Source organism: Methanoculleus sp. MH98A (genome assembly GCF_000691865.1).
Classification (GTDB): domain Archaea; phylum Halobacteriota; class Methanomicrobia; order Methanomicrobiales; family Methanoculleaceae; genus Methanoculleus.
On sequence record NZ_JMIO01000037.1, the window covers coordinates 1 to 18,824 of the forward strand.

General features: G+C 62.5%; 19 protein-coding genes. 8 read left to right on the forward strand and 11 right to left on the reverse strand.

The window, feature by feature from the left end:
* Window positions 1–442: hypothetical protein (locus EI28_RS06325; protein WP_048113604.1), on the forward strand; the 442-nt coding region annotated here is incomplete at its 5' end.
* 249 nt (window positions 443–691) lie between these two features.
* On the opposite strand, the gene EI28_RS06330 is transcribed toward EI28_RS06325, so the two are convergent.
* From EI28_RS06330 to EI28_RS13995, 6 genes are all read right to left on the reverse strand, one after another.
* Window positions 692–1,591: an HdeD family acid-resistance protein gene (locus EI28_RS06330; protein ID WP_048113605.1), complete on the reverse strand. Its 900-nt coding sequence runs from the start codon at window positions 1,589–1,591 to the stop codon at window positions 692–694.
* A gap of 911 nt (window positions 1,592–2,502) precedes the next feature.
* Window positions 2,503–3,612 (reverse strand): DUF4367 domain-containing protein, encoded by a 1,110-nt coding sequence (locus tag EI28_RS06335; protein WP_048113607.1) that lies wholly within the window; start codon window positions 3,610–3,612, stop codon window positions 2,503–2,505.
* On the reverse strand, window positions 3,609–4,151 hold the full coding sequence (locus tag EI28_RS06340; RefSeq protein WP_048113608.1) for a hypothetical protein: 543 nt from the start codon (window positions 4,149–4,151) through the stop codon (window positions 3,609–3,611). The genes EI28_RS06335 and EI28_RS06340 overlap by 4 nt, the downstream gene beginning before the upstream one ends.
* Entirely contained in the window at window positions 4,148–4,894 is a 747-nt protein-coding gene (locus EI28_RS06345) for a carboxypeptidase-like regulatory domain-containing protein (protein WP_155937276.1), read from the reverse strand. Before EI28_RS06345 ends, EI28_RS06340 begins: the two co-directional genes overlap by 4 nt.
* A 37-nt stretch (window positions 4,895–4,931) precedes the next feature.
* Entirely contained in the window at window positions 4,932–5,672 is a 741-nt protein-coding gene (locus tag EI28_RS06350; protein WP_048113612.1) for a hypothetical protein, read from the reverse strand.
* Window positions 5,669–7,264, reverse strand: a complete 1,596-nt coding sequence (locus EI28_RS13995) for a hypothetical protein (protein ID WP_048113614.1) — start codon at window positions 7,262–7,264, stop codon at window positions 5,669–5,671. Before EI28_RS13995 ends, EI28_RS06350 begins: the two co-directional genes overlap by 4 nt.
* A 138-nt stretch (window positions 7,265–7,402) precedes the next feature.
* On the opposite strand from EI28_RS13995, the gene EI28_RS14000 reads away from it, so the two are divergent.
* From EI28_RS14000 to EI28_RS06370, 3 genes are all read left to right on the forward strand, one after another.
* The gene (locus EI28_RS14000; protein ID WP_052379686.1) at window positions 7,403–8,161 is read left to right on the forward strand and encodes a winged helix-turn-helix transcriptional regulator; all 759 of its coding nucleotides are present in this window, start codon (window positions 7,403–7,405) and stop codon (window positions 8,159–8,161) included.
* A 126-nt stretch (window positions 8,162–8,287) separates the two neighbouring features.
* Window positions 8,288–8,830 carry a GNAT family N-acetyltransferase gene (locus EI28_RS06365; RefSeq protein WP_048113616.1) on the forward strand — a complete coding sequence of 181 codons (543 nt, stop codon included), beginning with the start codon at window positions 8,288–8,290 and terminating at the stop codon, window positions 8,828–8,830.
* 352 nt (window positions 8,831–9,182) lie between these two features.
* Window positions 9,183–9,860, forward strand: coding sequence for an Hsp20/alpha crystallin family protein (locus EI28_RS06370; RefSeq protein WP_048113618.1), 678 nt, complete (start codon window positions 9,183–9,185; stop codon window positions 9,858–9,860).
* Between the two features lie 5 nt (window positions 9,861–9,865).
* Here EI28_RS06370 and EI28_RS06375 read toward each other — a convergent pair whose 3' ends face one another.
* On the reverse strand, window positions 9,866–10,588 hold the full coding sequence (locus tag EI28_RS06375) for a uracil-DNA glycosylase family protein (RefSeq protein ID WP_048113620.1): 723 nt from the start codon (window positions 10,586–10,588) through the stop codon (window positions 9,866–9,868).
* 96 nt (window positions 10,589–10,684) lie between these two features.
* Between EI28_RS06375 and EI28_RS06380 the strand changes: the two genes are divergently transcribed.
* Window positions 10,685–12,268, forward strand: a complete 1,584-nt coding sequence (locus tag EI28_RS06380; RefSeq protein WP_048113622.1) for a DEAD/DEAH box helicase — start codon at window positions 10,685–10,687, stop codon at window positions 12,266–12,268.
* A 629-nt stretch (window positions 12,269–12,897) separates the two neighbouring features.
* On the opposite strand, the gene EI28_RS06390 is transcribed toward EI28_RS06380, so the two are convergent.
* On the reverse strand, window positions 12,898–14,157 hold the full coding sequence (locus EI28_RS06390) for a glycosyltransferase (RefSeq protein WP_052379687.1): 1,260 nt from the start codon (window positions 14,155–14,157) through the stop codon (window positions 12,898–12,900).
* A 316-nt stretch (window positions 14,158–14,473) separates the two neighbouring features.
* Between EI28_RS06390 and EI28_RS06395 the strand changes: the two genes are divergently transcribed.
* Window positions 14,474–15,115, forward strand: a complete 642-nt coding sequence (locus EI28_RS06395; protein ID WP_048113625.1) for an FkbM family methyltransferase — start codon at window positions 14,474–14,476, stop codon at window positions 15,113–15,115.
* A gap of 147 nt (window positions 15,116–15,262) precedes the next feature.
* The gene (locus tag EI28_RS06400; RefSeq protein ID WP_048113626.1) at window positions 15,263–15,718 is read left to right on the forward strand and encodes a peptidylprolyl isomerase; all 456 of its coding nucleotides are present in this window, start codon (window positions 15,263–15,265) and stop codon (window positions 15,716–15,718) included.
* 3 nt (window positions 15,719–15,721) lie between these two features.
* On the opposite strand, the gene polX is transcribed toward EI28_RS06400, so the two are convergent.
* Entirely contained in the window at window positions 15,722–17,455 is a 1,734-nt protein-coding gene (gene polX / locus EI28_RS06405) for a DNA polymerase/3'-5' exonuclease PolX (protein WP_048113704.1), read from the reverse strand.
* Window positions 17,456–17,617: 162 nt separating this feature from the next.
* Between polX and EI28_RS06410 the strand changes: the two genes are divergently transcribed.
* Window positions 17,618–18,052 carry a hypothetical protein gene (locus EI28_RS06410; protein ID WP_048113627.1) on the forward strand — a complete coding sequence of 145 codons (435 nt, stop codon included), beginning with the start codon at window positions 17,618–17,620 and terminating at the stop codon, window positions 18,050–18,052.
* Window positions 18,053–18,059: 7 nt separating this feature from the next.
* On the opposite strand, the gene EI28_RS06415 is transcribed toward EI28_RS06410, so the two are convergent.
* A complete protein-coding gene (locus tag EI28_RS06415) occupies window positions 18,060–18,326 on the reverse strand; it encodes a hypothetical protein (protein ID WP_048113629.1) in 267 nt (88 codons plus the stop codon).
* A 150-nt stretch (window positions 18,327–18,476) separates the two neighbouring features.
* Window positions 18,477–18,749, reverse strand: coding sequence for a hypothetical protein (locus EI28_RS06420; protein WP_231476623.1), 273 nt, complete (start codon window positions 18,747–18,749; stop codon window positions 18,477–18,479).
* Window positions 18,750–18,824: the final 75 nt, after the last annotated feature.

Genomic DNA, 18,824 nt, shown 5'->3' on the forward strand with positions numbered 1-18,824 from the left:
GAATAGAGAATATACACCTCGCATTCGCTTCGAGAGATTGAAGCGAGAGTTCCCCATCGGCATTTACGGCTCGTTTTACCTGGAGAGAAAGAACGACCTGATCAGGCTGAGGGATGCCGTCAGGCAGTATGGTTACCACAATGCATGCATATCGGAAGACTTAGACGACAGACCTCAAGAAGCGCGAGATCCACCTGACCCCATCTATGATCGTCACTTGAGCGTACAACTGATCGATCGGAGTGTGGCTCATGTCTTCGTCCTTGCAATGCCCGGGGACAGCGAACCGGCTAACCTGATACAATCCGTCTCAATGGAACTGGAACGACTCACCGCTCTCATGGACCATAGAATAAAAGACCATCAGGATGTCATGCTTCTTGTCCATAATGGCTTATGGACTGCATCGCAGGGAGCGCCGGAAACGTGTGCAAAGGACTGATTGCCGAAAAGGAGTACCAATGGGATATCGAGTACTATACACAAATAGATACCACCTTCAAACCGACGATCAACTTCTGTTATCGGTGTATTGAAAACCGGTGGGACCTATTATAACGAACCCATCCGGGATGATCTGAGGGGCGTTGACGAGGCCAAGGCCCGCCGCGTAGCAGGCCTTCAAACCCTCCGATTACCGATGCTATCGACTGGTGGAACAGGACGGCCCCCCGACCGGAGAAGACAATCTTTAAGCAAAACCCCCCTCTTCCATCAGCCGGGCGGCATTCCTCAACCCGTACGCGTCCAGAACCAGAAACGCGCCTGCCATGAGCACGATTCCGGCGAGCAGAATGACGAGGAGATCGACCAGTTCCTCAGGCAGGGTCACGGCAAGAATCCCGAGAACCAGCGAACTCACGCCCAGCCCGAGCGTGTACCAGAAGCCGTTCGGTAAATTCCCCCGCTCCCGGATCACCCGCAGCAGCGTGACGGCGGCGCTGGAAAAGAACCAGATCACGAGAACCAGCAGGATGAGAACGAGATACAGTTCCCAGAAGACGAATAGAGCGACGCCTGCAACTGCCACGAGGCTCCCCCGGACGATATCCCTGTCCGCATGCTCCTTCCGGTCCCTCTGCCGGATGCCCCTGACGATCGTGAGAAGACCAATAAAGAGAACAAGAGAGGGCAGGATCAAGGCAAAGAAGGCCGTAACATCAGAGAACGCCAGGATGAGAAGGATCGTGGCTATCGCCCACAGAAGCACTCCAAAGCCCATCCGGAGCTTCCAGCTCATATGCTGATCCGCAAGACGTTGCAGGGGGTCTTTCCGCGTTGCATCCCTGCCGGTTACGAGAATGGTATCCATAGTCTCGTAAACCATGAGCACCAGGGGGGCGTCGTCGATCAGGTGCATAAGAGGGTTCTTCTCGGGATCGTACCGGTCCATGTGAACACGGTAATCCGACACCGTCTCGTGGGCATGGTACTGCCCCCTCCGGTAACTCGCGATGGTCCCGGCGCTCGGGACGTTGATGGGCGACCGTTTCCAGTCCGGCTCGAGCGGCTCGGTCACCAGGGCCTTCGGGACGACGACCTGGTAAACCCCCTGATGCAGTGCATCGAGATACGACTCAAGCGTGCTCAACCCCTCTCCCCCTCACGATTGTTTCATCCTCAGGACTCTCTCCGATACTGCTCTGGTTGTCTCCCTACAGGATTGACAGCCGGGCAATTGCACACACTCCGGGTTTAATCGTATGAAATCACCTGCATACAACAAATCACCGCATTCGCCGCCGGGGGAACCCGGTCGGAGATATGGATAATAACGTGTTTAGCGGGTATGAATATAGCGCATTTTCGATGAGGTGCCTGCCCCGCCACCTCCATCCTAAACGACTGCCAAAGCCGATACGGACGGCAGCGGCCGCCGGGAGCACGGCCAGTTCTGCCGCTGAAGAGTCGTGGTTTCCAGAGGTGCCCCCGTTGATGTCGACAAAACGCCATCCGACCCCAATAACTCCGTAATTTTACTGTTATCTCAAAAAAAGACGAAATCGCAAAAATAGCAAATGGAAAAGATTATTATAAGGTGAGTCAAAGTGTTGTTGGCCTGTTGGTACGGTGTTCTCTGTTAGACTGGGTAACGCCCATCAACATTCTCATCGCGGCCCTTCAGGCGATCGTTACAAACTTACCAGATAACAATATCAGATTGCGTCTCATTCCAACACATAACTGGTGTCTAATTATCAATTCGGTTCAATCCACAACATTACCCCCATTTTAACTTGCAGGGGCAAAGGGGGTGGAACAGGATGTCACCGGTCTCCAGAGCGGGGGATGACACGGCACAACCCAAAAGGTTGTGCCTGACAGGAAGATGCTTTGCATCTTCCGTGCCCTGGAGACCGGTCCTCTACACATCTCTGTGACGCAGGTTTGCCCGGGCAGGAAGCCACGCCCTCCAGGACGCGGTAGTTCACATCTCAAGTATGCAGCAGCCATGCCCGGATAGATCGTTCTCCCGCGATTGAGGAGAACCGTCCGCCGGGGTTATGCCGGAACCGGCGCAGCCTCTATCGCCACCGATTCCGCCACCCGTACGAGTTCATCTTTGCCGAGCATGCCGCCCGTGAGGTGGTAGGAGTATTCGCCGTCACGCCAGCGGAGCTGATCTCTCCCATCGGCAGAGACATACCCCGCCTCCCGGCCCCCGGAGAGGAGCACCACATCAGGCGTCCCGGGAAGAACCGCTTCCTCCCGGTAGGGGTCGTGCAGCCGTTTCACGACCTCCAGGTCATTGCTGCCATCAGTGAACCGGAGCATCGTATAGCCGCCGGGGAGGTGCACCCCGTCAGCGAAGGCATACCCTTCCGGGAGATAGGACGGCATCTCCACACCATAGCGCCGGGCGTCTTGGATGCTCCAGAGGAAGAGCGGTGTGATCGCGGCCGTCGGCATCGGCCGGACCTCGACGCCTGCCGGCGGGTCGAAGACGAAGATGTCGTCCGGGAGCCCGGTGTTCGCCGAGGGATCGGTGTATTCGGCTGAGAGGATCAGGTTCCCCTCGTTGCCGTACATCTCCACGCCGAGGAGGAGCCAGGTTTCGGCGTCGATCCATACCCTGAAGCAGTGAACCGCCTCCCGGTAGCGGGTGGGCGCCTCGAAGGTCTTCGAGTCACCCGTGACTTCAAGGATATAGGCGGTGCGACCGCAGACGGACTCGGTGCCCCGGTACGAAGCGTTCTGCTCGGAAAGCGCTCCGGCGACCGTCTCCGCATACCCCCGGACTTCCTCCGCCCAGCCGGGGTAGGGAGGTTCGGAGAAGGCGGCCTGTATATACGGCCCCGCGACCGTCAGCGCCGTCCGGGTCGCCGGGTCGTAGCGCCACTTCCGGGTGCCGTTCGAGACGACGACCGTCCCCGCGAGGTCCGCGGGCTCGAGGAACTCCAGCCGGTAGTTCTCGGGGGCTTTCCGGAACAGCCTGAGGGTGACGTTCTCGGAACCGGCCGTTACCGCCACGGTGGCGGTGAAGTCCGTCGCCTGCTCCTCCGTCGCGATGAACCGGGCGGCAATCTCGTCCGCCGGCGGCGGATCCGCAGCGGTGTCGAGGCACCCGGCGGTGCAGGCGAGGAGGAGGAGAGCGAGTGCTAAATGCTTCATTTACAGGCCGCCCCCGTCACGATAAAGAGCAGTCCGACGAGCGGCATGAGGAGAAGAGTATACAGGACCATGGCAATCGCCATGAAACCCGGCACAGGTGTCCCGGGAACAAGGGCGCAGAACGCGTTAGCGGCCAGGATGAGGGACAGGACGCTGACAAAGGCGGAGACGGCGATCGGCATCATTACCCCGTTCCGGCAGTCATCCGGGAAAGAGTAGAAGAACAATGCTGCCGCCGGAGGAAGCAGGAATAGGAATACATGGTTCCCGATATCAGGAACCGTCACGACCCACCTGGTGATTCCCGTCCAGAGCGCAAGAGCGGTGCAGACGGCCGCGAACGGGATGCCCCAGAACCACCGGGGCGACTCGTGCCGCATCGCCCGCAGGAACTGAACCGACCCGGCGAGCGAGACGAGCGAGAGCAGGATGATCACACTCCCGGTACCGATGGATCCATGGGATGCGAGCGTCACCGGCATGACTGCCCAGAGGAAGAAGAAGACCGCGCTCGCGGCGATGAGCGGGGCGAGTTTCATCCCCGCCTCCCCGCTCGAACGGCGAGCAGCCCTCCCGCGAGCGCAAGGATGCCCATCCCGGCGGAGAAACCGGGCGCGGTCCGGGCCTGCGGCGGCTCCGGCTCCAGTTCCAGGTCGAGCCGGTTGGTGGTGTTCTCAAAGACGACATCCCGGTGCAGGGAGAGGTAGCCCTCCTTCTCGACCGATATGTTCTGGGCGTAACCGAACGCGTTCTCGATCAGGTAGCCGCCGTCGCCGCCGGTTTCGGTCGTCACGGGATACGGTGCGCCGAAGAGCGGGAGGACTGACTCGAACCTCACCGTTGCGTCCGGGACCGGACGGCCGTCGATGTCCCTCACCGTCCCGATCACGTAGATCCGGGGCGGCGGCGGGATATCGACGTTGACGTAGACGTGCAGCACCGCACTCGATCTCGCCCCCAGGTTGTCGATCAGGGTCACGGTGATCGTCTCGTTGCCCTCCGCGACCGGGACGGTGCAGGCGAAATTGGTCGCGTTCCCGCACGAGACCCTCCCGGCGCTGCTCTCGACCACCACGTCCCGTATCCCGTTCGAGGCCTCGGCCCTGCCGGTGACCGTGACCTTGGGCGGGACGAGATCGCTCCATACCGTCTCGTACTGCTTCGGTGAGATGACCGAGAGGAACGTCGAGGTCTCGACCGGTTCCTCCCCGGCGCTCGCCGGGGCTATAGCCGCAGAAAACAGCACGAGAATACTAAATATCGTCAGAAGGGTTCGTCTCATTGCCCGGCTCCTTGAAAGAGCGATTGGGGAGGGGGGTTTATATCCTTTCTGTGCCGTTCGTCTCCGCGTACACAACCCTCTCCGCCAGGGCGATCTCCCGTGGGGCAAAGATGACCAGCGCTTCCGGGATCTCGTCGATCCGGCGTGAAGTCCGGTTATCGTTCGGATCGATCTCCGCAGGCTCGGGGAACGGGTAGATCTCGACGGTGTGCCAGACCTCGGGGGTTGCAAAGGAGATCTCCTTCAAGGGGCGGAGCGTGCCGTCGAGGGCGGCGTAGATGTTCCCGTAAGTGTCGTCGTAGGTCCGGTTCTCCTCGTGACAGAAGATATTCAGGTTCACCCCCCTCTTGCCGTAGGGGACCTCGTCGAACGGGATGCTGTCGACGGCAGTGAGAGCCCCCAGCGGGTGCGGGCCGGAAGCGGAGAAATCGATCCGCTGCGAGGAGAGGTAGGTGCTCCCGTTTCTGAGGACAAACGCGGAGTGAGCCCAGGGTTCCCCCTCCATATCGGCGGTGAAACTGAACTGGATCACGTTGAGCGACCCATTTGCGTCGAAGCGCATATCAAACAGCATCAACCTCGCCGTCCGGTTGTCGAACGGGATCTGCTCTTCCATCGCCTCCCAGATCTCGAGGAGCGGGGGGTTGTGCTGTTCCGCCGGAAGGACCGGGACGGTCTCGTACTTGATCGTCTCGTAGCCGGGCGGGACGTAGAAGGCTCGCCAGAGGACGAAGACCACCACGATAACGATGCCGAGGATAAGCCACCGGTCTCTCATGCGATCGTGCTCCCGGCGATGAGGTAGCCGCCGTCCGCCGTCCCGATGCCCCGGAACGAGTAGAAGTCGATCGGCTGCTCCTGCCGCCAGACCTCGCTGCCCGCAATGTCCCTGCCGACGAGCGTGACACCCTCATCTGCTGGGGCTACCAAGAGGTAACCGTTCTCCGACGCGACCACGACGCCGCCGTCGTCATCGACGGTATGGTAGTCCGTCACCTCCCCGTTCTCGTCGAGCGTAAAGAGGTAGCCGTGGTTGACCCGTTCGACACCGCCCCAGAAGTTTTCGGGGAAGGTCGTCGACCGGTAGAGGACGGCGAACCGTCCCGGAGCCGTCTCCCGGACACCCAGGAGTTCGTCGAGCCCGTCGCTGCCGAAGTCCCGCTTCCAGAGGACGGTGCCGTTCCCGTCCAGGCGGACGGCCTCCAGGTAAGTCTCGAAATGATCCCCGGAGAAGACGTGCTGCCCCTCTGCAACGACGAGAACGCCGCCCTCAGGGGCCGGGTAGATCGGGTGGTACTCGATACCGCCCGCGGAATCGAGCGAGGTCTGCCAGAGCCGGGTGCCGTTATCGCTGTAGCAGGCGACCCTGTCCTCCCACGCCGCGACGTAGCGACCGTCCTGAGCGAGGAGGGAGACGGGCACCATCCCCTGATCGTCTTCGACGAACGATCGCTCCCAGACCGCCTCGCCCCCGGCACCGACGCGGACAATCCCGGAGGTCTCCGTGGCCGCGAGGAACTCCCCGCCGGACGCCGGGACGAGCGCGGTCACGCGCCCATATCCGGCTTCGGCGATCACCCCGCCGCGGGCGTCCCCGTCTTCATCGTAGGTGAGGATATGCGCCGTGCTCCCTTCCCGGCCGTAATCCGTGACGGCGAGAGCGTAGCCGCCCGGGAGTTCGGCGAGGACGTCGGGACGGTCGTAGGCACCGATATCCGCCCGCGCCTCCCACTCGATATCGCCTGTGGCGGAGACCTTGACGACCAGGATATCGGTCTCCGGCGCGGGCTCGCCGCCGGAGTAGGGCGCGGGCGGGATGACGCCCGCGGCGATGCCGGCCGTCGCGAGGAGCGGCGGGGCGACGATGAACGCGACGGCGACCGCCGCAACCGGGAGAAGGTCGCGGTGCCCGCCCGAACGCTCAGGGTCGAGGAGCGACGCGACCAGCCCACCGAGCCCGGCGACCAGCATCGCGCCGCCGACGAGGAGGAGAACCTGCCCCCGGGTCGCGACGAGCGACTGGACGAGGTAGGCGGGGTTGCCCGCGAACAGCAGCGTCCGGGCGGCAATTCCGGCGACCGCACCGGCGAGGACGGCGGAGAGGAGCCGGGTGCGTCGCGAGGCGGTGCCGCTCGCGCATGCCGTAAGATACCCGGCGAAGAAGAGCACCAGCAGGATCGAGACGAACGTCTGCGTGATCTCCACCCCCAGGAGACCCTGGTTGTAGGCGGACGGGGCGCTCCAGCAGCGCGAGAGCCCCCCCACCACCCCGAGGGAGGCCGCCCCGGCAAGGAGCCCGATACCAATCGAGACGGCGGTGATGCGGCGGCGCGACACCGGCGCAGGCGTTTCTTCTCCCGGATCCATCATAATGGAATCTGGGACACGAAGTTATATACGGTTTCTGTGCCGGCCGTCTATTCACAAACCCCGGTTTCCCTGAAAAACGGCGGTGAGGGGCGCCGACAAAGCGCAAAGGTCAAGAGCCCGCACCCCTATTCCTGTAGCATGCGACGCCGGACGGCTGCCGTACTCCTGATCATCCTTCTCACCGCTCTCCCCGCCTCTGCGGCCGCAACGGGGTATACGGTCAGCCCTGCCGGGAACTACGTACCCGACCGTCCGCCACAGGATATGACGCCCATCGAGTGGTGGCAGGTCCCGCCCCAGGTTCTGATTACCAGCCTGCTCATCGGAACCGCCCCCGAACTCCTGGTCGTCGTCAACGTCCTCTTTCTCTTAAACGTCTGGCTCTTCTTCGGCTACCGCCGGATTGCAAAACGCGCCGCACTCGAACACGAGACCCGGACGGCGATCTACGACCACATCCGCGCCCACCCGGGCATCCGGCTCGGCACCCTCGCCGAGGACCTCGGGATAAACCGGGGAACGTTGCGATACCACCTCGGGAAACTGCAGGAGTTCGCGATGATCGCCAGCACCGCCGTCGGAGGACAGACGGGATACTTCGAGAACCGGCAGAAGTACTCGACTCTCGAAGAGAAGGTGCTCATCCACCTCAAAAACCCGAACACCCGGGAGATCCTCTTCACGCTGCTGGAGAGCCCGGGGGCGTCGCGGCCGGAACTTGCCGAACGGCTCGGGATAACCGCATCGTCGGTCTCGTGGCACCTCCAAAGGCTGAAGGGCGACGGCGTCGTGCTCCGGGAGAAGGAGAGAGGAGACGTCCGGTATACCCTCTCGGGAGAGGCTGCGGCGTTTTTCGGGGAGCGGACGGGCGCCGGGGCGGCGGGGGCGGACGGGTGATCAGGGAGAAGAGACAGTACTGAGGGGAGTTTGATCAGATCTCTCTGCCAAACACGGCACCTCCCGCGACCAACCCACAACAGATAAGGGCCACCCATGAATACCCTTAACCAGGCTGTGATTGTAATGGAACCTATCCACATCCGCACCGAACGCCTCGACCTGATCCCGGCAACGCTCGAGATACTTGAGGCAGACCGTGACGACCATCAAAAACTTGCCCGCCTTCTCGATGCCGCCGTCCCGGGTTCGTGGCCGCCGCCGCTGCTTGACAACGATACACGCGAGGCGTTCATCCAGATGATCTCCGGGGAAGACGACCCGCTCTTCGGCGCCTGGTACTGGGTGCTGGACGACCCCGCAGCTGGAGAGCGGACCCTCATCGGCACCGGGGGGACCGCCACGTCGCCCACGGCGGAGGACGCGGTGCTCATCGGCTACTCGGTGCTCGACGAGTTCCAGGGCAGGGGCTACGCAACCGAGGCGATCCGGCACCTCATCCCCGCGCTCTTCTCCCTCCCGGGCATCCGGCAGATCGAGGCGGCGATCTATCCGGATCTTGGCGCACCCATCCGGGTGCTGGAAAAGAACGGATTCACCCGGGCAGGTGAGGGATTCGAGGAAGGAACAGTCAGGTACGTGCTGAAGAAACCCGACGGTTCGGCCTGAGCCGGGGTGCCGGGGACGGCACCGGTAATGCGCACCGCACCGGGTTCGGGCGCACCCTAAAAAACCGCTTTTTACGGTCCTGGAACCCGTAACGTCACCTGCATGAACCCACCTTTCATGTATCAAGGCTGACCCGGGGACTGCCGGAACGAACCCGGTCCCCCCCCCACCGCGCCTTACTCGCCTGTGCAGCGCATCGGCCGGCATAATCCCGGTGCACTCCACAGAGCCAAACACAGGGAAAAACCCGTCACTCCGGCAGGGCGGAGCCCCGCACAGGAACCTATATGATGTGCTCGCACCCTGTGAGCCTGCCGATACCGACAGAAGCGTGAGGCAGGAAGTGGGAACCATGGCATGGAGAAGACCGTCGCGCGAGATCTGGGGCGAATTCGACCAGATGATAGGGGATATGCAGAAACAGTTTTCCGAGGTGATGGAGCGGCTCTCGGGAGCCGCACAGCAGGTGCCCATGCTCGGGGGAACCGGAACGGTGGTCGACGTCCTGGAGCACGATACGGACGTCGTGGTCGTTGCCGACCTCCCCGGCGTCGCGAGGGAGGGGATATCCGTCCGGCTCCTTGATGCGAGAACGCTCAGGATCACCGCCCGGCGGGAGGAGGCGAAGGAGGAAAGGCAGGCCGGCTACCACGTGCGGGAGCGGAGGTTCGGCGCGATCTCCCGGACGGTCTCCCTCCCCACCGACGTCCGCGACGAGGGGGCGACCGCCACGTTCAAGAACGGCGTCCTCGAGGTGCGGCTGAAGAAGGTGGCCGAGACCCGCGGAAAAGAGATCTCGGTGAGCGAAGAGGCCGCGAAGCAGCACAGAGAACAGGTGGAGGAAGGATACCGGGAGGCGCGGGAGAAGATGGAGCCATCCGGCTACCCGCGATCCCGGGACGTGATGGAAGCGGCGGAGGGGATCGAACTCGAGGAGCGGGGGACCCCCAAAGAGCAGGAGACGGCCGCGAAGCTCCGCAAGCAGAAGGAGAAACTCTACGAGGAGGGGAAGAGGAAACTCGAGGAGTAAACCGGTCATCCCGCAAGATCCCGGAGGAGCTCGAACCCCGACTCGATGACATCCAGGTACCGCCGGTTGCGTCCGCCCGGGTAGGGCAGACAGAGAAGCCGGCTCTCTTCGAAGATCGCCTCCCGGGAGAGCCCGGTGATCGTTCCGGCACCGGAAAGAACGCTCGCGTAGGGCTCGATATGGCGGAGGCCGGCAAGCGCCGTATTCCCGAGGGCGACGACGTATTCCGGGGCGAGGACGGCGAGCTCGGGCGCGAGGATCTTTCTGGCGCTCATCCGGATGAGATCGGCCGGGATGACCGGCTTGCGGTTCTTCCGAAAGACGCACCTGACCGTATCGACGAGGAAGAGACCCTTCGCCGCGAAGAGGTCGAGGTTCTCCCGGCGCGAGTTGCCGTCGAACCCGAGCAGCGAGAAGAGGTTCTCCGCGAGCCCGCGGGAGAGGGGCGCGGCGCCGGGACGGCACGGTGCGTCGTAGCGGTCGTTCCAGAAATAGGGGTAGCCGGGGCTCCGGCAGTCGGCCGGTTCCGCGACCTCCCGCCGCCCGGCGGCCCAGGGCGGGGACTCGGCGACGAAGAGCACCTTCACGCGGCCGGGTCGCCGGGATGCGGCGTCGCAGGCGTCGTGGGGCAGGAGCCCCGGCAGGAGGATGCCGCACAGATCCGGGCGATCGAGCGCGTAGCGCCGGTAGGTCTCCCGCATCGCCGCTGGAGAATGTCGGGGATCCATCACTGCAGGTTCGCCGCGATGACGGATATGTTTCGCGGGCGGATCCCGGCATGAGATGCGACATATAAAGAGGTCTCAGAACCAAGAAGTGGAAGAATGGAGAAGAATATTACCTTCCAGGAACTCAATATCTCGCCAAAGACACTCCGCGCAATAGAAGATATGGGATTTGAAGAGCCCACGCCCATCCAGATCAGCACCATACCGGCGATACTCGACGGACGCGACGTGACCGGCCAGGCACAGACAGGAACAGGGAAGACAGCGGCGTTCGGCGTCCCGGCGATCGAGCGCGTCGACACCGGCAGTCGGGAGACGCAGGTGCTCGTCCTCTCCCCCACCCGGGAACTCGCCATCCAGACTGCTGAAGAGTTTTCCCGCCTGGCGAAACACCACCAGGGCGTCAATATCCTCCCGATCTACGGCGGCCAGCCGATCGACCGGCAGTTCCGGGCGCTGCAACGCGGCATCCAGATCGTCGTCGGGACGCCCGGCCGGGTGCTCGACCACCTCGACCGGGGGACGCTCTCGTTTGGCGCGGTAAAGGTCGTTGTCCTCGATGAGGCCGACCAGATGCTGGATATGGGATTCCGGGAAGACATCGAAAAGATCCTCGACGATACCCCGCGGGACCGCCAGACGATTCTCTTCTCGGCAACCCTCCCAAAACCCATCCTCGAGATCTCGAAAAAGTTCCAGAAAAACCCCGAGTTCATCTCGGTCGCGCGCAAGGAAGTGACCGTCCCGCAGATCGAGCAGCTCTACCTCGAGGTGCGTAGCAGGGACAGGCTCGAGATCCTCACCCGGCTGCTCGACATGTACGATCCCGACCTGACCCTGATCTTCTCGAACACCAAGAGGGGTGTCGACGACCTGACCACTCACCTTCAGGCCCGCGGCTACTTCGCCGAGGGGCTTCACGGGGACATGAAGCAGACCCTGCGCGACCGGGTGATGGCGAAATTCCGGGCGGGGTCGATCGATATCCTGGTTGCGACGGACGTCGCCGCACGGGGCATCGATGTCGAGGACGTCGACCTGGTCATCAATTACGACGTCCCGCAGGATATCGAGTACTACATCCACCGTATCGGCAGGACGGCACGGGCCGGGCGCACCGGGCGGGCCGTCACGTTCGTGGGCCCCAAGGAGTATTTCAAGCTCCGGACGATCCAGAACTATACAAAAATTAAGATCGCCCGGATCCCGCTCCCGACCCAGGGAGACGTCGAGGAGAGCCGGACGCGCAAACTCATCGACCGGGTACACCAGACCATCGACGAGGGCAATCTTGACCAGTACGCGAACCTCGTCGAGCGGATCATCGCCGAGGACTATACCTCGCTCGAGGTCGCCGCCGCCCTCCTGAAACTGGAACTCGGCGGGGTCGGCCAGGGCCAGCCGCAGGATATCAGGCCTGCCCAGGGGCAGGCTCTTCTCAGGATCCCGGTCGGAAGAGAGCACCAGATCAGGCCGAAGGATATCGTCGGAGCGCTCGCGGGCGAGACCGGGATTCCCGGCAGCGCCATCGGCGCGATCAACATCTACGACACCTACTCCACCGTCGACGTGCCCCTTGACGCCGCCGAGCGGGTCATCGAGGGGATGAAAGGAAAAACCATCGCACGGGTCCGGCTGACCCGGCCGATCGAGATCGTCGAGGCGGCCAGCGGGCGGTAAGAGTGCATGGGCCGGCGGCGTGCGGAGCCGGAATATAGAAAAAAATATTTTATCGGGCAGGCACAGCACGCCAGGATGCTTGAGGCGCACCGGAAGACCTGCAGAGCAGAATGGTCCTCGACCCGGAACGTTTTTCCCGAAGCCGAAGCATCGTCCGGTATGAACCGGCGGGATCACCGCATGGCAACCCGGAGGTGCGGGGGGATTCTCCGGGGTAGCGGCACCGGTCCCGTCCGGGGAAACGATTATATATCCTGATGCGTATTCTACACCGTCTGGGGGGTGGTGGCGTCAATAGGTACGGTACAATCTCTTATCTTCCGGAGTCTCATCGCCATCGAAATAATCGAGAATTATCTGCCCTAAGACCCGCATATTAGTAAATAGCATATTTGCAAGATGGTGTGCTGCAAACTCCTGCCCGGGTTCGGCCGGCCATCTCTGCCACCTGCCCTGCATCGGGGAGCGCAACGGGCCGGGTTGCCCGTCGCACCCCCCTCCGGAAAAATCGGATCCCCGGACAATTCCACACGAATCTGACGGACGGGAGCGGTCGTGGAACCGCTTTCACGGCCCACCCGCCCATAGGTGTATTGGGGGATTGAATTCTTTTTTGCGTTCCTCTGCCTTCAGGTATTCAGAACGCCAAGTTCCGTGTTCAGCATGTCCAGATAGTCGGAGAGGAGGCGGGTGATCAGGAAGTTCTGCCGGACGTGCTCCTTGCCGGCCCGGCCGAGCCGCTCCCCGAGGTCCGGGTTCTCGAGAACCTGCCGGATCCGCCAGGCAAACCCGTCGGTATCGGTCGGGTCGAGGAGGAAACCGGTCTCGCCGTCCTCGATCTGGAGCGGTATGCCCCCGATCCGGGACGCGATGACCGGCCGCCCCTTCCAGAGCCCTTCGGTGACGGTCAGGCCAAACCCTTCGCGGAGCGACTTCTGGAGGATGACGCATGAAACCCGTTGCAGGGCGTTGACCAGCAGGTGGTCTTCGGCGGTGATCAGGATGACGTCACCGGCATCGATGAACTCCCGCGCCTTCTCCTCGACACGGCGGTAGATCGCCCAGCCTTCTGGGTCGTCGGGGGCCATGCTCCCGCAGAGCACCAGTCTGCAGTCGACGTGCTCGCGCACCCGGGCAAAGACGTCGATGACGCCTTCGGGGTCCTTCCACTTGTCGAACCGCGAAATCTGGGTGATCAGCGGCTTGTCGATCGGCACACCGTACTTCTCAAGAAGGCCTGCGATCTCCGCGTCGGTGAGATCGCGGTTCTTCTCCGAGAGGGGATCGATCGCCGGACGGCAGATCCACTGCTCCATCGACATCCCTTTGCGGTGGTACTCCTCGTGCGAGATAACCATCCGGTCGTAATCAAGAATGAAGTCCTTGAGGAACTCCCAGAGTTCCGTATCAGGGTTCGAGAGATCGACGTGGCACCGCCAGACCCAGGGCTGGGTCTTTTCGTAGAACCGGATAAGGGGCAGGGGCTGCGGGTCGTGGATGACCACCAGGTCGTGGTCGATCTTCATCTGCCCGGAGAAGCATTCGTTCGTCCGGAGATAGAGCCCTTTCTCGTCGTCCGAGAACGATATCGTCTGCCCCTGCAGTGCGTTGTGGAAGTTCTTGGTGATGGTGAAGAAATCACCCTCGCCATTCAGGATATTCCACTGCGTCCTGACCCCGACGTCGTTCATGAGCGGAACGAGCGAGAGGATCATCTCCGCTACGCCGCCGCTCTGGTAGGTTGAGTTCACGTGAAGGACCCGCTTCCCCTGGAGGGCCTCCGCCTTGCGGTAGATCCCGGAGATGACATCGTCGCCGACGATGGGCCGGTGGTCCTCGAGCGTCCGGCCGTTGTCGCATATGCAGGTTATTCCGTCCATATAGGCCATCGCAGATCTCCCCCTCAAAGACAGTCTAGAGACTTACTGCACACAGCATCTGTGCCCTCGAATTAATAAATATATGCATGTAAAAATAATTTGTTTCCAGCCAGATTTTACTCATAAAGTGGATAATAGTGACATAATATGGATTTGCGTGGAGCAAAACAACGAAGATTATGACGAAAAAAGTTAATAAGGTGAAAAAATTCGGAGCCCGGGGGCGATGCGGATCTGAAGAGCGCGGGGACCGGATGGAGCGGCGCGCCACCAAAAAGAAGAAGAAATACCCATATAGAGAGGATTCCAAATCCTTCACGGTGCGATGTATCGAAAGCACGCCGGAAAAAACGGCATTGAACCCGGGCACACGCCCCTCTTTACCACCTCCGACGGCGTAACCTTCAGGAGGATGCCGCACGGGGCCGACGCCGTCTACGTCGTCGGCGAGTACCGCTTCGCCGACATCCGGCCGGACGACATCGTCCTGGACCTCGGGGCCAACGTGGGCGCCTTCTGCATCCGGGCCGCCCGCCGCTCAAGGCACGTGCTGGCCGTCGAACCCATCCTCACGGAGGCACTCCGGGAGAACGTCGAGAGAAACGGCGGAGGTGTCACCGTGGTGGACGGAGCGCTCGGCACAGGGGAGAGAGTCCGGATCGCCTGGGGGGAGAGAACACTCGCCGTGGCAACCCGCACCCTCGGTGAGTTCGCCGCCATGGCCGGAGGATGCGACTTCCTGAAGTGCGACTGCGAGGGAGCGGAATGGCTCATCAGGCCACGAGACCTCGATACGGTGCGCCGGATCGAGATGGAACTCCACATGCCCCCGATCGGGGGGCCGGTGAACAGGACGCTTCTCGACTACATCGGGGAGCACTACGATTTTGAGATAGAGCGGACGCCCGGCTACGACGTGAAGGGCGTGATAGGGGTTCTGCACGCCGTCCGGAAGAACGGCAGATGAACATCCGGCGACCGTCGCGGGACGGAAAGGTTTCGGTAATCCCAGCCGGGATAAAACGGCAGGTAAATTCCCTGAGATCCGGCTAACCGCGACCCACCGGCATGCATAAATAGGGACCGGCAACAACGCTCCCGGTGGTGATGCAGTATGGCACAGGCTAAAGAAGGCGACACCGTAAAGGTGCACTACACCGGAAAACTGGAAGACGGGACGGTCTTTGATACCTCCGAAGAGCGGGCCCCACTGGAGTTCATCATCGGCAGCGGTCAGATCATCCCGGGGTTCGAGCGCGCCGTGGTCGGCATGGAGCCGGGAGAGGCAAAGACAGCCACGATCCCGCCCGAAGAGGCATACGGCCCCCACCGTGAGGAGATGACCATTACGGTGGACCGGGAACAGTTCCCCGAGGATATCAACCCCGAACCGGGCCAGCAACTCCAGGTTCAGCAGCCGGACGGCAGGGCGGCCATCGTCGTCGTCAGCGACGTCTCGGAATCGACCGTGACGCTGGACGCGAACCACCCGCTGGCCGGACGACCCCTGACATTCGATATCGAACTCGTGGATATCGTCAGCGCTGCTCAGGAGCAGGCAGCCGGATAATCCCTACAATTGTAAAACCCCTTTTAACTCCGAAAGCGGGCGAGTGTTGACGATATCGCCGGCCGTCAGCCATCCCCGGCGGGCGGTCGCAACACCCAGCTCCATATACCGAAGGTTCTCACGGCGATGGGCATCTGAGCCGAGCGAGAACCGGACGCCCGCCCCGCGGGCCGAACGGGCGTTGACGTCGGAGAGGTCGAGCCTCCCGGGGAACGCGTTGATCTCCATAAGAACCCCGAGCGCTGCCGCGGCATCGAAGACCGCAGCGAGGTCGATCCGGTAGGGTTCGCGGGAGAGAAGTATCCGTCCCGTCGGGTGGCCGATGATATCGACGTGATCGTTGTGCATCGCCGTGAGCACCCGTTCGGTCATCTCTTTCTCGGACTGCTTGAACCCCGAGTGGACGCTCGCCACCACCACGTCGAGGTCGGCGAGAACGCTGTCCGGGAGATCGATCGTGCCGTCCATGCCGATGTTGCACTCGGTGCCGGAGAGGAGGGTGAATCCGCCGTCGTTCTCCCGGTTGATCCGCTCGATCTCCCGCATCTGGTCGGCAAGACGCGCAGGGGAGAGGCCACGGGCGATGCGGAGTCCCTCCGCATGGTCGCAGATGGCGATGTACTCGTAGCCGAGCGCCCGGGCAGTTTCTGCCATCTCCTCGATGGAATGAGCGCCCTCGCTCCAGGTGGTGTGGACGTGCAGATCGCCCTTGATCGCGTCGTAGCCGACGAGGTCGGGCAGGGTTCCGGCCCGGGCGGCCTCGATCTCCCCCCGATCCTCCCGGAGTTCCGGCTCGATCCAGGCGAGACCGAGGGCCCGGTAGATCCCGGCCTCATCCTCTCCCGCGACCGCCCGGCCGGTCGCAAGATCGACGAGCCCGTACTCGTTCAGCCGCCAGTCCCTGGCGATCGCGAGCTTCCGCAGGGCGATGTTATGCTCCTTCGAGCCCGTAAAGTACTGGAGAGCGGCCCCGAAATGCCCGTCCTCCACCACCCGCAGATCGACCTGGATGCCGGTCGAGAGCACCACCGAGGTCTTCGTCGTCCCCCGGACGAGGACACGCTCGACTCCGGGGAGGGCGACGAAGACCTCCATCACCTCCTCTGGAAGCGTCGAGGTCGCGAGGATGTCGACGTCCCCGATCGTCTCTTTTCTCCGGCGGATCGACCCGGCGAGGCTCACCTGCCGGGTCGAAGGAAGCGAGGCAAGCCGCCGCTCGATATCCCGGGCGACGGGAAGGATCTGCCCGAGGAGGCGTCGCTCCTTTGCCGTCCGGCTCAATTGGATGCTCGCGAGGATGTTCGCTTCGGTCTTCTCTGCAAAGCCGGGCAGATCGCGGATCCGGCCGGCCAACGCCGCCGCCTCCAGGTCGTCGACGGTCCGGACGCCGAGTTCACGGGAGAGGGCGATCGCTTTCTTCGGCCCGATCCCCTCGAGCCGGGTCAGGTACTGCACGCCCTCCGGGAGTTCTTCGCGGAGAGAGGAGAGGTACCCGAGGCTGCCGGTCTCGATGACCTCGCGGATCTTTTTGGCGATGCCCTTGCCCACCCCGGGGATCTCGTCGAGATCGCCTTCCCGTGCGACGTCGGCGATATTCTCCGGCAGGGTCTCGATCGCCAGCGCCGCCCGCCGGTACGCCTGCGGCTTGAACCGGACACCCTTGATCTCCAGGAGATCGGCGACCTCGTAGAGGATCGCCGCGACCTCGATATTCGTCACCCGCAAATGGTTCTCCATGACGCTCACCGGGAACCGGAAGGCAGAGGATACGCGGTCTGCGATTCCGAGTTTATTCATCGCCGGCGCCTACTTGAAGGTTGTGATCTGCCGGCGGCCGAAGACGTCCCGGCCGGTAAATCCATATGGTCGGAAGGTCTTTCAATCTCCAGGAGGGATCGCATGGGCGAACGCAAAAAGGAGTCGGTCGCCGAAGTCCTCGTCTCGAGAGTTATCGGGATCGTCGTCTTCCTGATCGCGCTCGGGGTACTCAATATCCTCGCGGGCGCCTACGTCCGGATACCGATCTTCCTTCAGGTAGTCGAGTTTCTCAACGCCAACCTCGGGCTGCTCATCCTGATATCGGTCCTCTTCCTCGTCGGCGACCTGTTCGGGGCCATTCCACTCCCCCTGAACCTCCCCGGCCCGATCTTCGGCGCATTCGGCGCCGTGCTCCTGGTCATCTTCATCGCCAGGTTCTTTCTGTTCTTCGCCGAGATCACCGGCCTCGGATTCTTCTTCGTCTTTGAGAGGGTGCTTTCGCTTCCGGTCTATCTCCTCGTCTTCATCATCGCGCTCATCGCGGGGTATATCGGGCTCTTTACGGATCGGGCATGACCCGGGACTACTCGAACCCTTCCGCCTCCTCGAAGGTGCTCACCACGTGGTCCCGGAGCCTTCCGGTCTTCGGGTCCATGTGAACCAGCACAAAGAGTTCGTGCTCACCGTTCTCCCAGAGAGCAAGGGCGGGTCTGTCCTCCTTTGCCTGGAACCCGAGAGCCCCGAGGGCTTCCCGAACCTCGTCGTAGGTGGGCTTCGCGGCGAGTTTCTCCCTGATCCGGGCCTTCATGGCCTCCTGCGCATCGCGGTCGATGGGTACCTGTTCCGGCATACGCCAACCATACCGCGTACGCCCGGATAAATCTGACCCGGCGGAGGCGATCGAAGAGTGAGCCTGCCGGCGGATCCCGAAGAGAGAAGCCCTTTACCGGGCGTTGAAGCCGGCAGACTCCCCTCGCACCTAACGGTGCTCAAGCTCCTGTCATTCTGGCAGTCGCACTTCGCGGCCTCCCAGGTCGTCGTATGCGGCCACCCGGTAGCCCGCGTACCCGCCCCCGAGATTCATCTGCAGGAGGACGAAGATCCTGAGATCGGGCTGCACCCATATCGCGACGTCGGCATCGTCCTGCTCCGGTATGAAGTTGCGCGAACGGAGCGCCTCCCTGACATCGGCATAATCGGGCGTCGACTGGATGATCTCCTCGATCTCCACCATCACGGCCTGCCGTTGCAGAGTCTCGATATCTCCAAGCATGCCGCCCTCGATCGCCCCCCTCGTATAAAACATGATCCGGGGTACGGTCGCCCATCGGGCGGTGTCGTTGCGGAT

Coding starts and splice junctions, on each gene's coding strand:
- EI28_RS06335 (WP_048113607.1), bottom strand. CDS start 3,612: ATGAAGCATTTAGCACTCGCTCTCCTCCTCCTCGCCTGCACCGCCGGG.
- EI28_RS06340 (WP_048113608.1), bottom strand. CDS start 4,151: ATGAAACTCGCCCCGCTCATCGCCGCGAGCGCGGTCTTCTTCTTCCTC.
- EI28_RS06345 (WP_155937276.1), bottom strand. CDS start 4,894: ATGAGACGAACCCTTCTGACGATATTTAGTATTCTCGTGCTGTTTTCT.
- EI28_RS06350 (WP_048113612.1), bottom strand. CDS start 5,672: ATGAGAGACCGGTGGCTTATCCTCGGCATCGTTATCGTGGTGGTCTTC.
- EI28_RS13995 (WP_048113614.1), bottom strand. CDS start 7,264: ATGATGGATCCGGGAGAAGAAACGCCTGCGCCGGTGTCGCGCCGCCGC.
- EI28_RS14000 (WP_052379686.1), top strand. CDS start 7,403: ATGCGACGCCGGACGGCTGCCGTACTCCTGATCATCCTTCTCACCGCT.
- EI28_RS06365 (WP_048113616.1), top strand. CDS start 8,288: ATGGAACCTATCCACATCCGCACCGAACGCCTCGACCTGATCCCGGCA.
- EI28_RS06370 (WP_048113618.1), top strand. CDS start 9,183: ATGGCATGGAGAAGACCGTCGCGCGAGATCTGGGGCGAATTCGACCAG.
- EI28_RS06375 (WP_048113620.1), bottom strand. CDS start 10,588: ATGGATCCCCGACATTCTCCAGCGGCGATGCGGGAGACCTACCGGCGC.
- EI28_RS06380 (WP_048113622.1), top strand. CDS start 10,685: ATGGAGAAGAATATTACCTTCCAGGAACTCAATATCTCGCCAAAGACA.
- EI28_RS06390 (WP_052379687.1), bottom strand. CDS start 14,157: ATGGCCTATATGGACGGAATAACCTGCATATGCGACAACGGCCGGACG.
- EI28_RS06395 (WP_048113625.1), top strand. CDS start 14,474: ATGTATCGAAAGCACGCCGGAAAAAACGGCATTGAACCCGGGCACACG.
- EI28_RS06400 (WP_048113626.1), top strand. CDS start 15,263: ATGGCACAGGCTAAAGAAGGCGACACCGTAAAGGTGCACTACACCGGA.
- polX (WP_048113704.1), bottom strand. CDS start 17,455: ATGGAGAACCATTTGCGGGTGACGAATATCGAGGTCGCGGCGATCCTC.
- EI28_RS06410 (WP_048113627.1), top strand. CDS start 17,618: ATGGGCGAACGCAAAAAGGAGTCGGTCGCCGAAGTCCTCGTCTCGAGA.
- EI28_RS06415 (WP_048113629.1), bottom strand. CDS start 18,326: ATGCCGGAACAGGTACCCATCGACCGCGATGCGCAGGAGGCCATGAAG.
- EI28_RS06420 (WP_231476623.1), bottom strand. CDS start 18,749: ATGCTTGGAGATATCGAGACTCTGCAACGGCAGGCCGTGATGGTGGAG.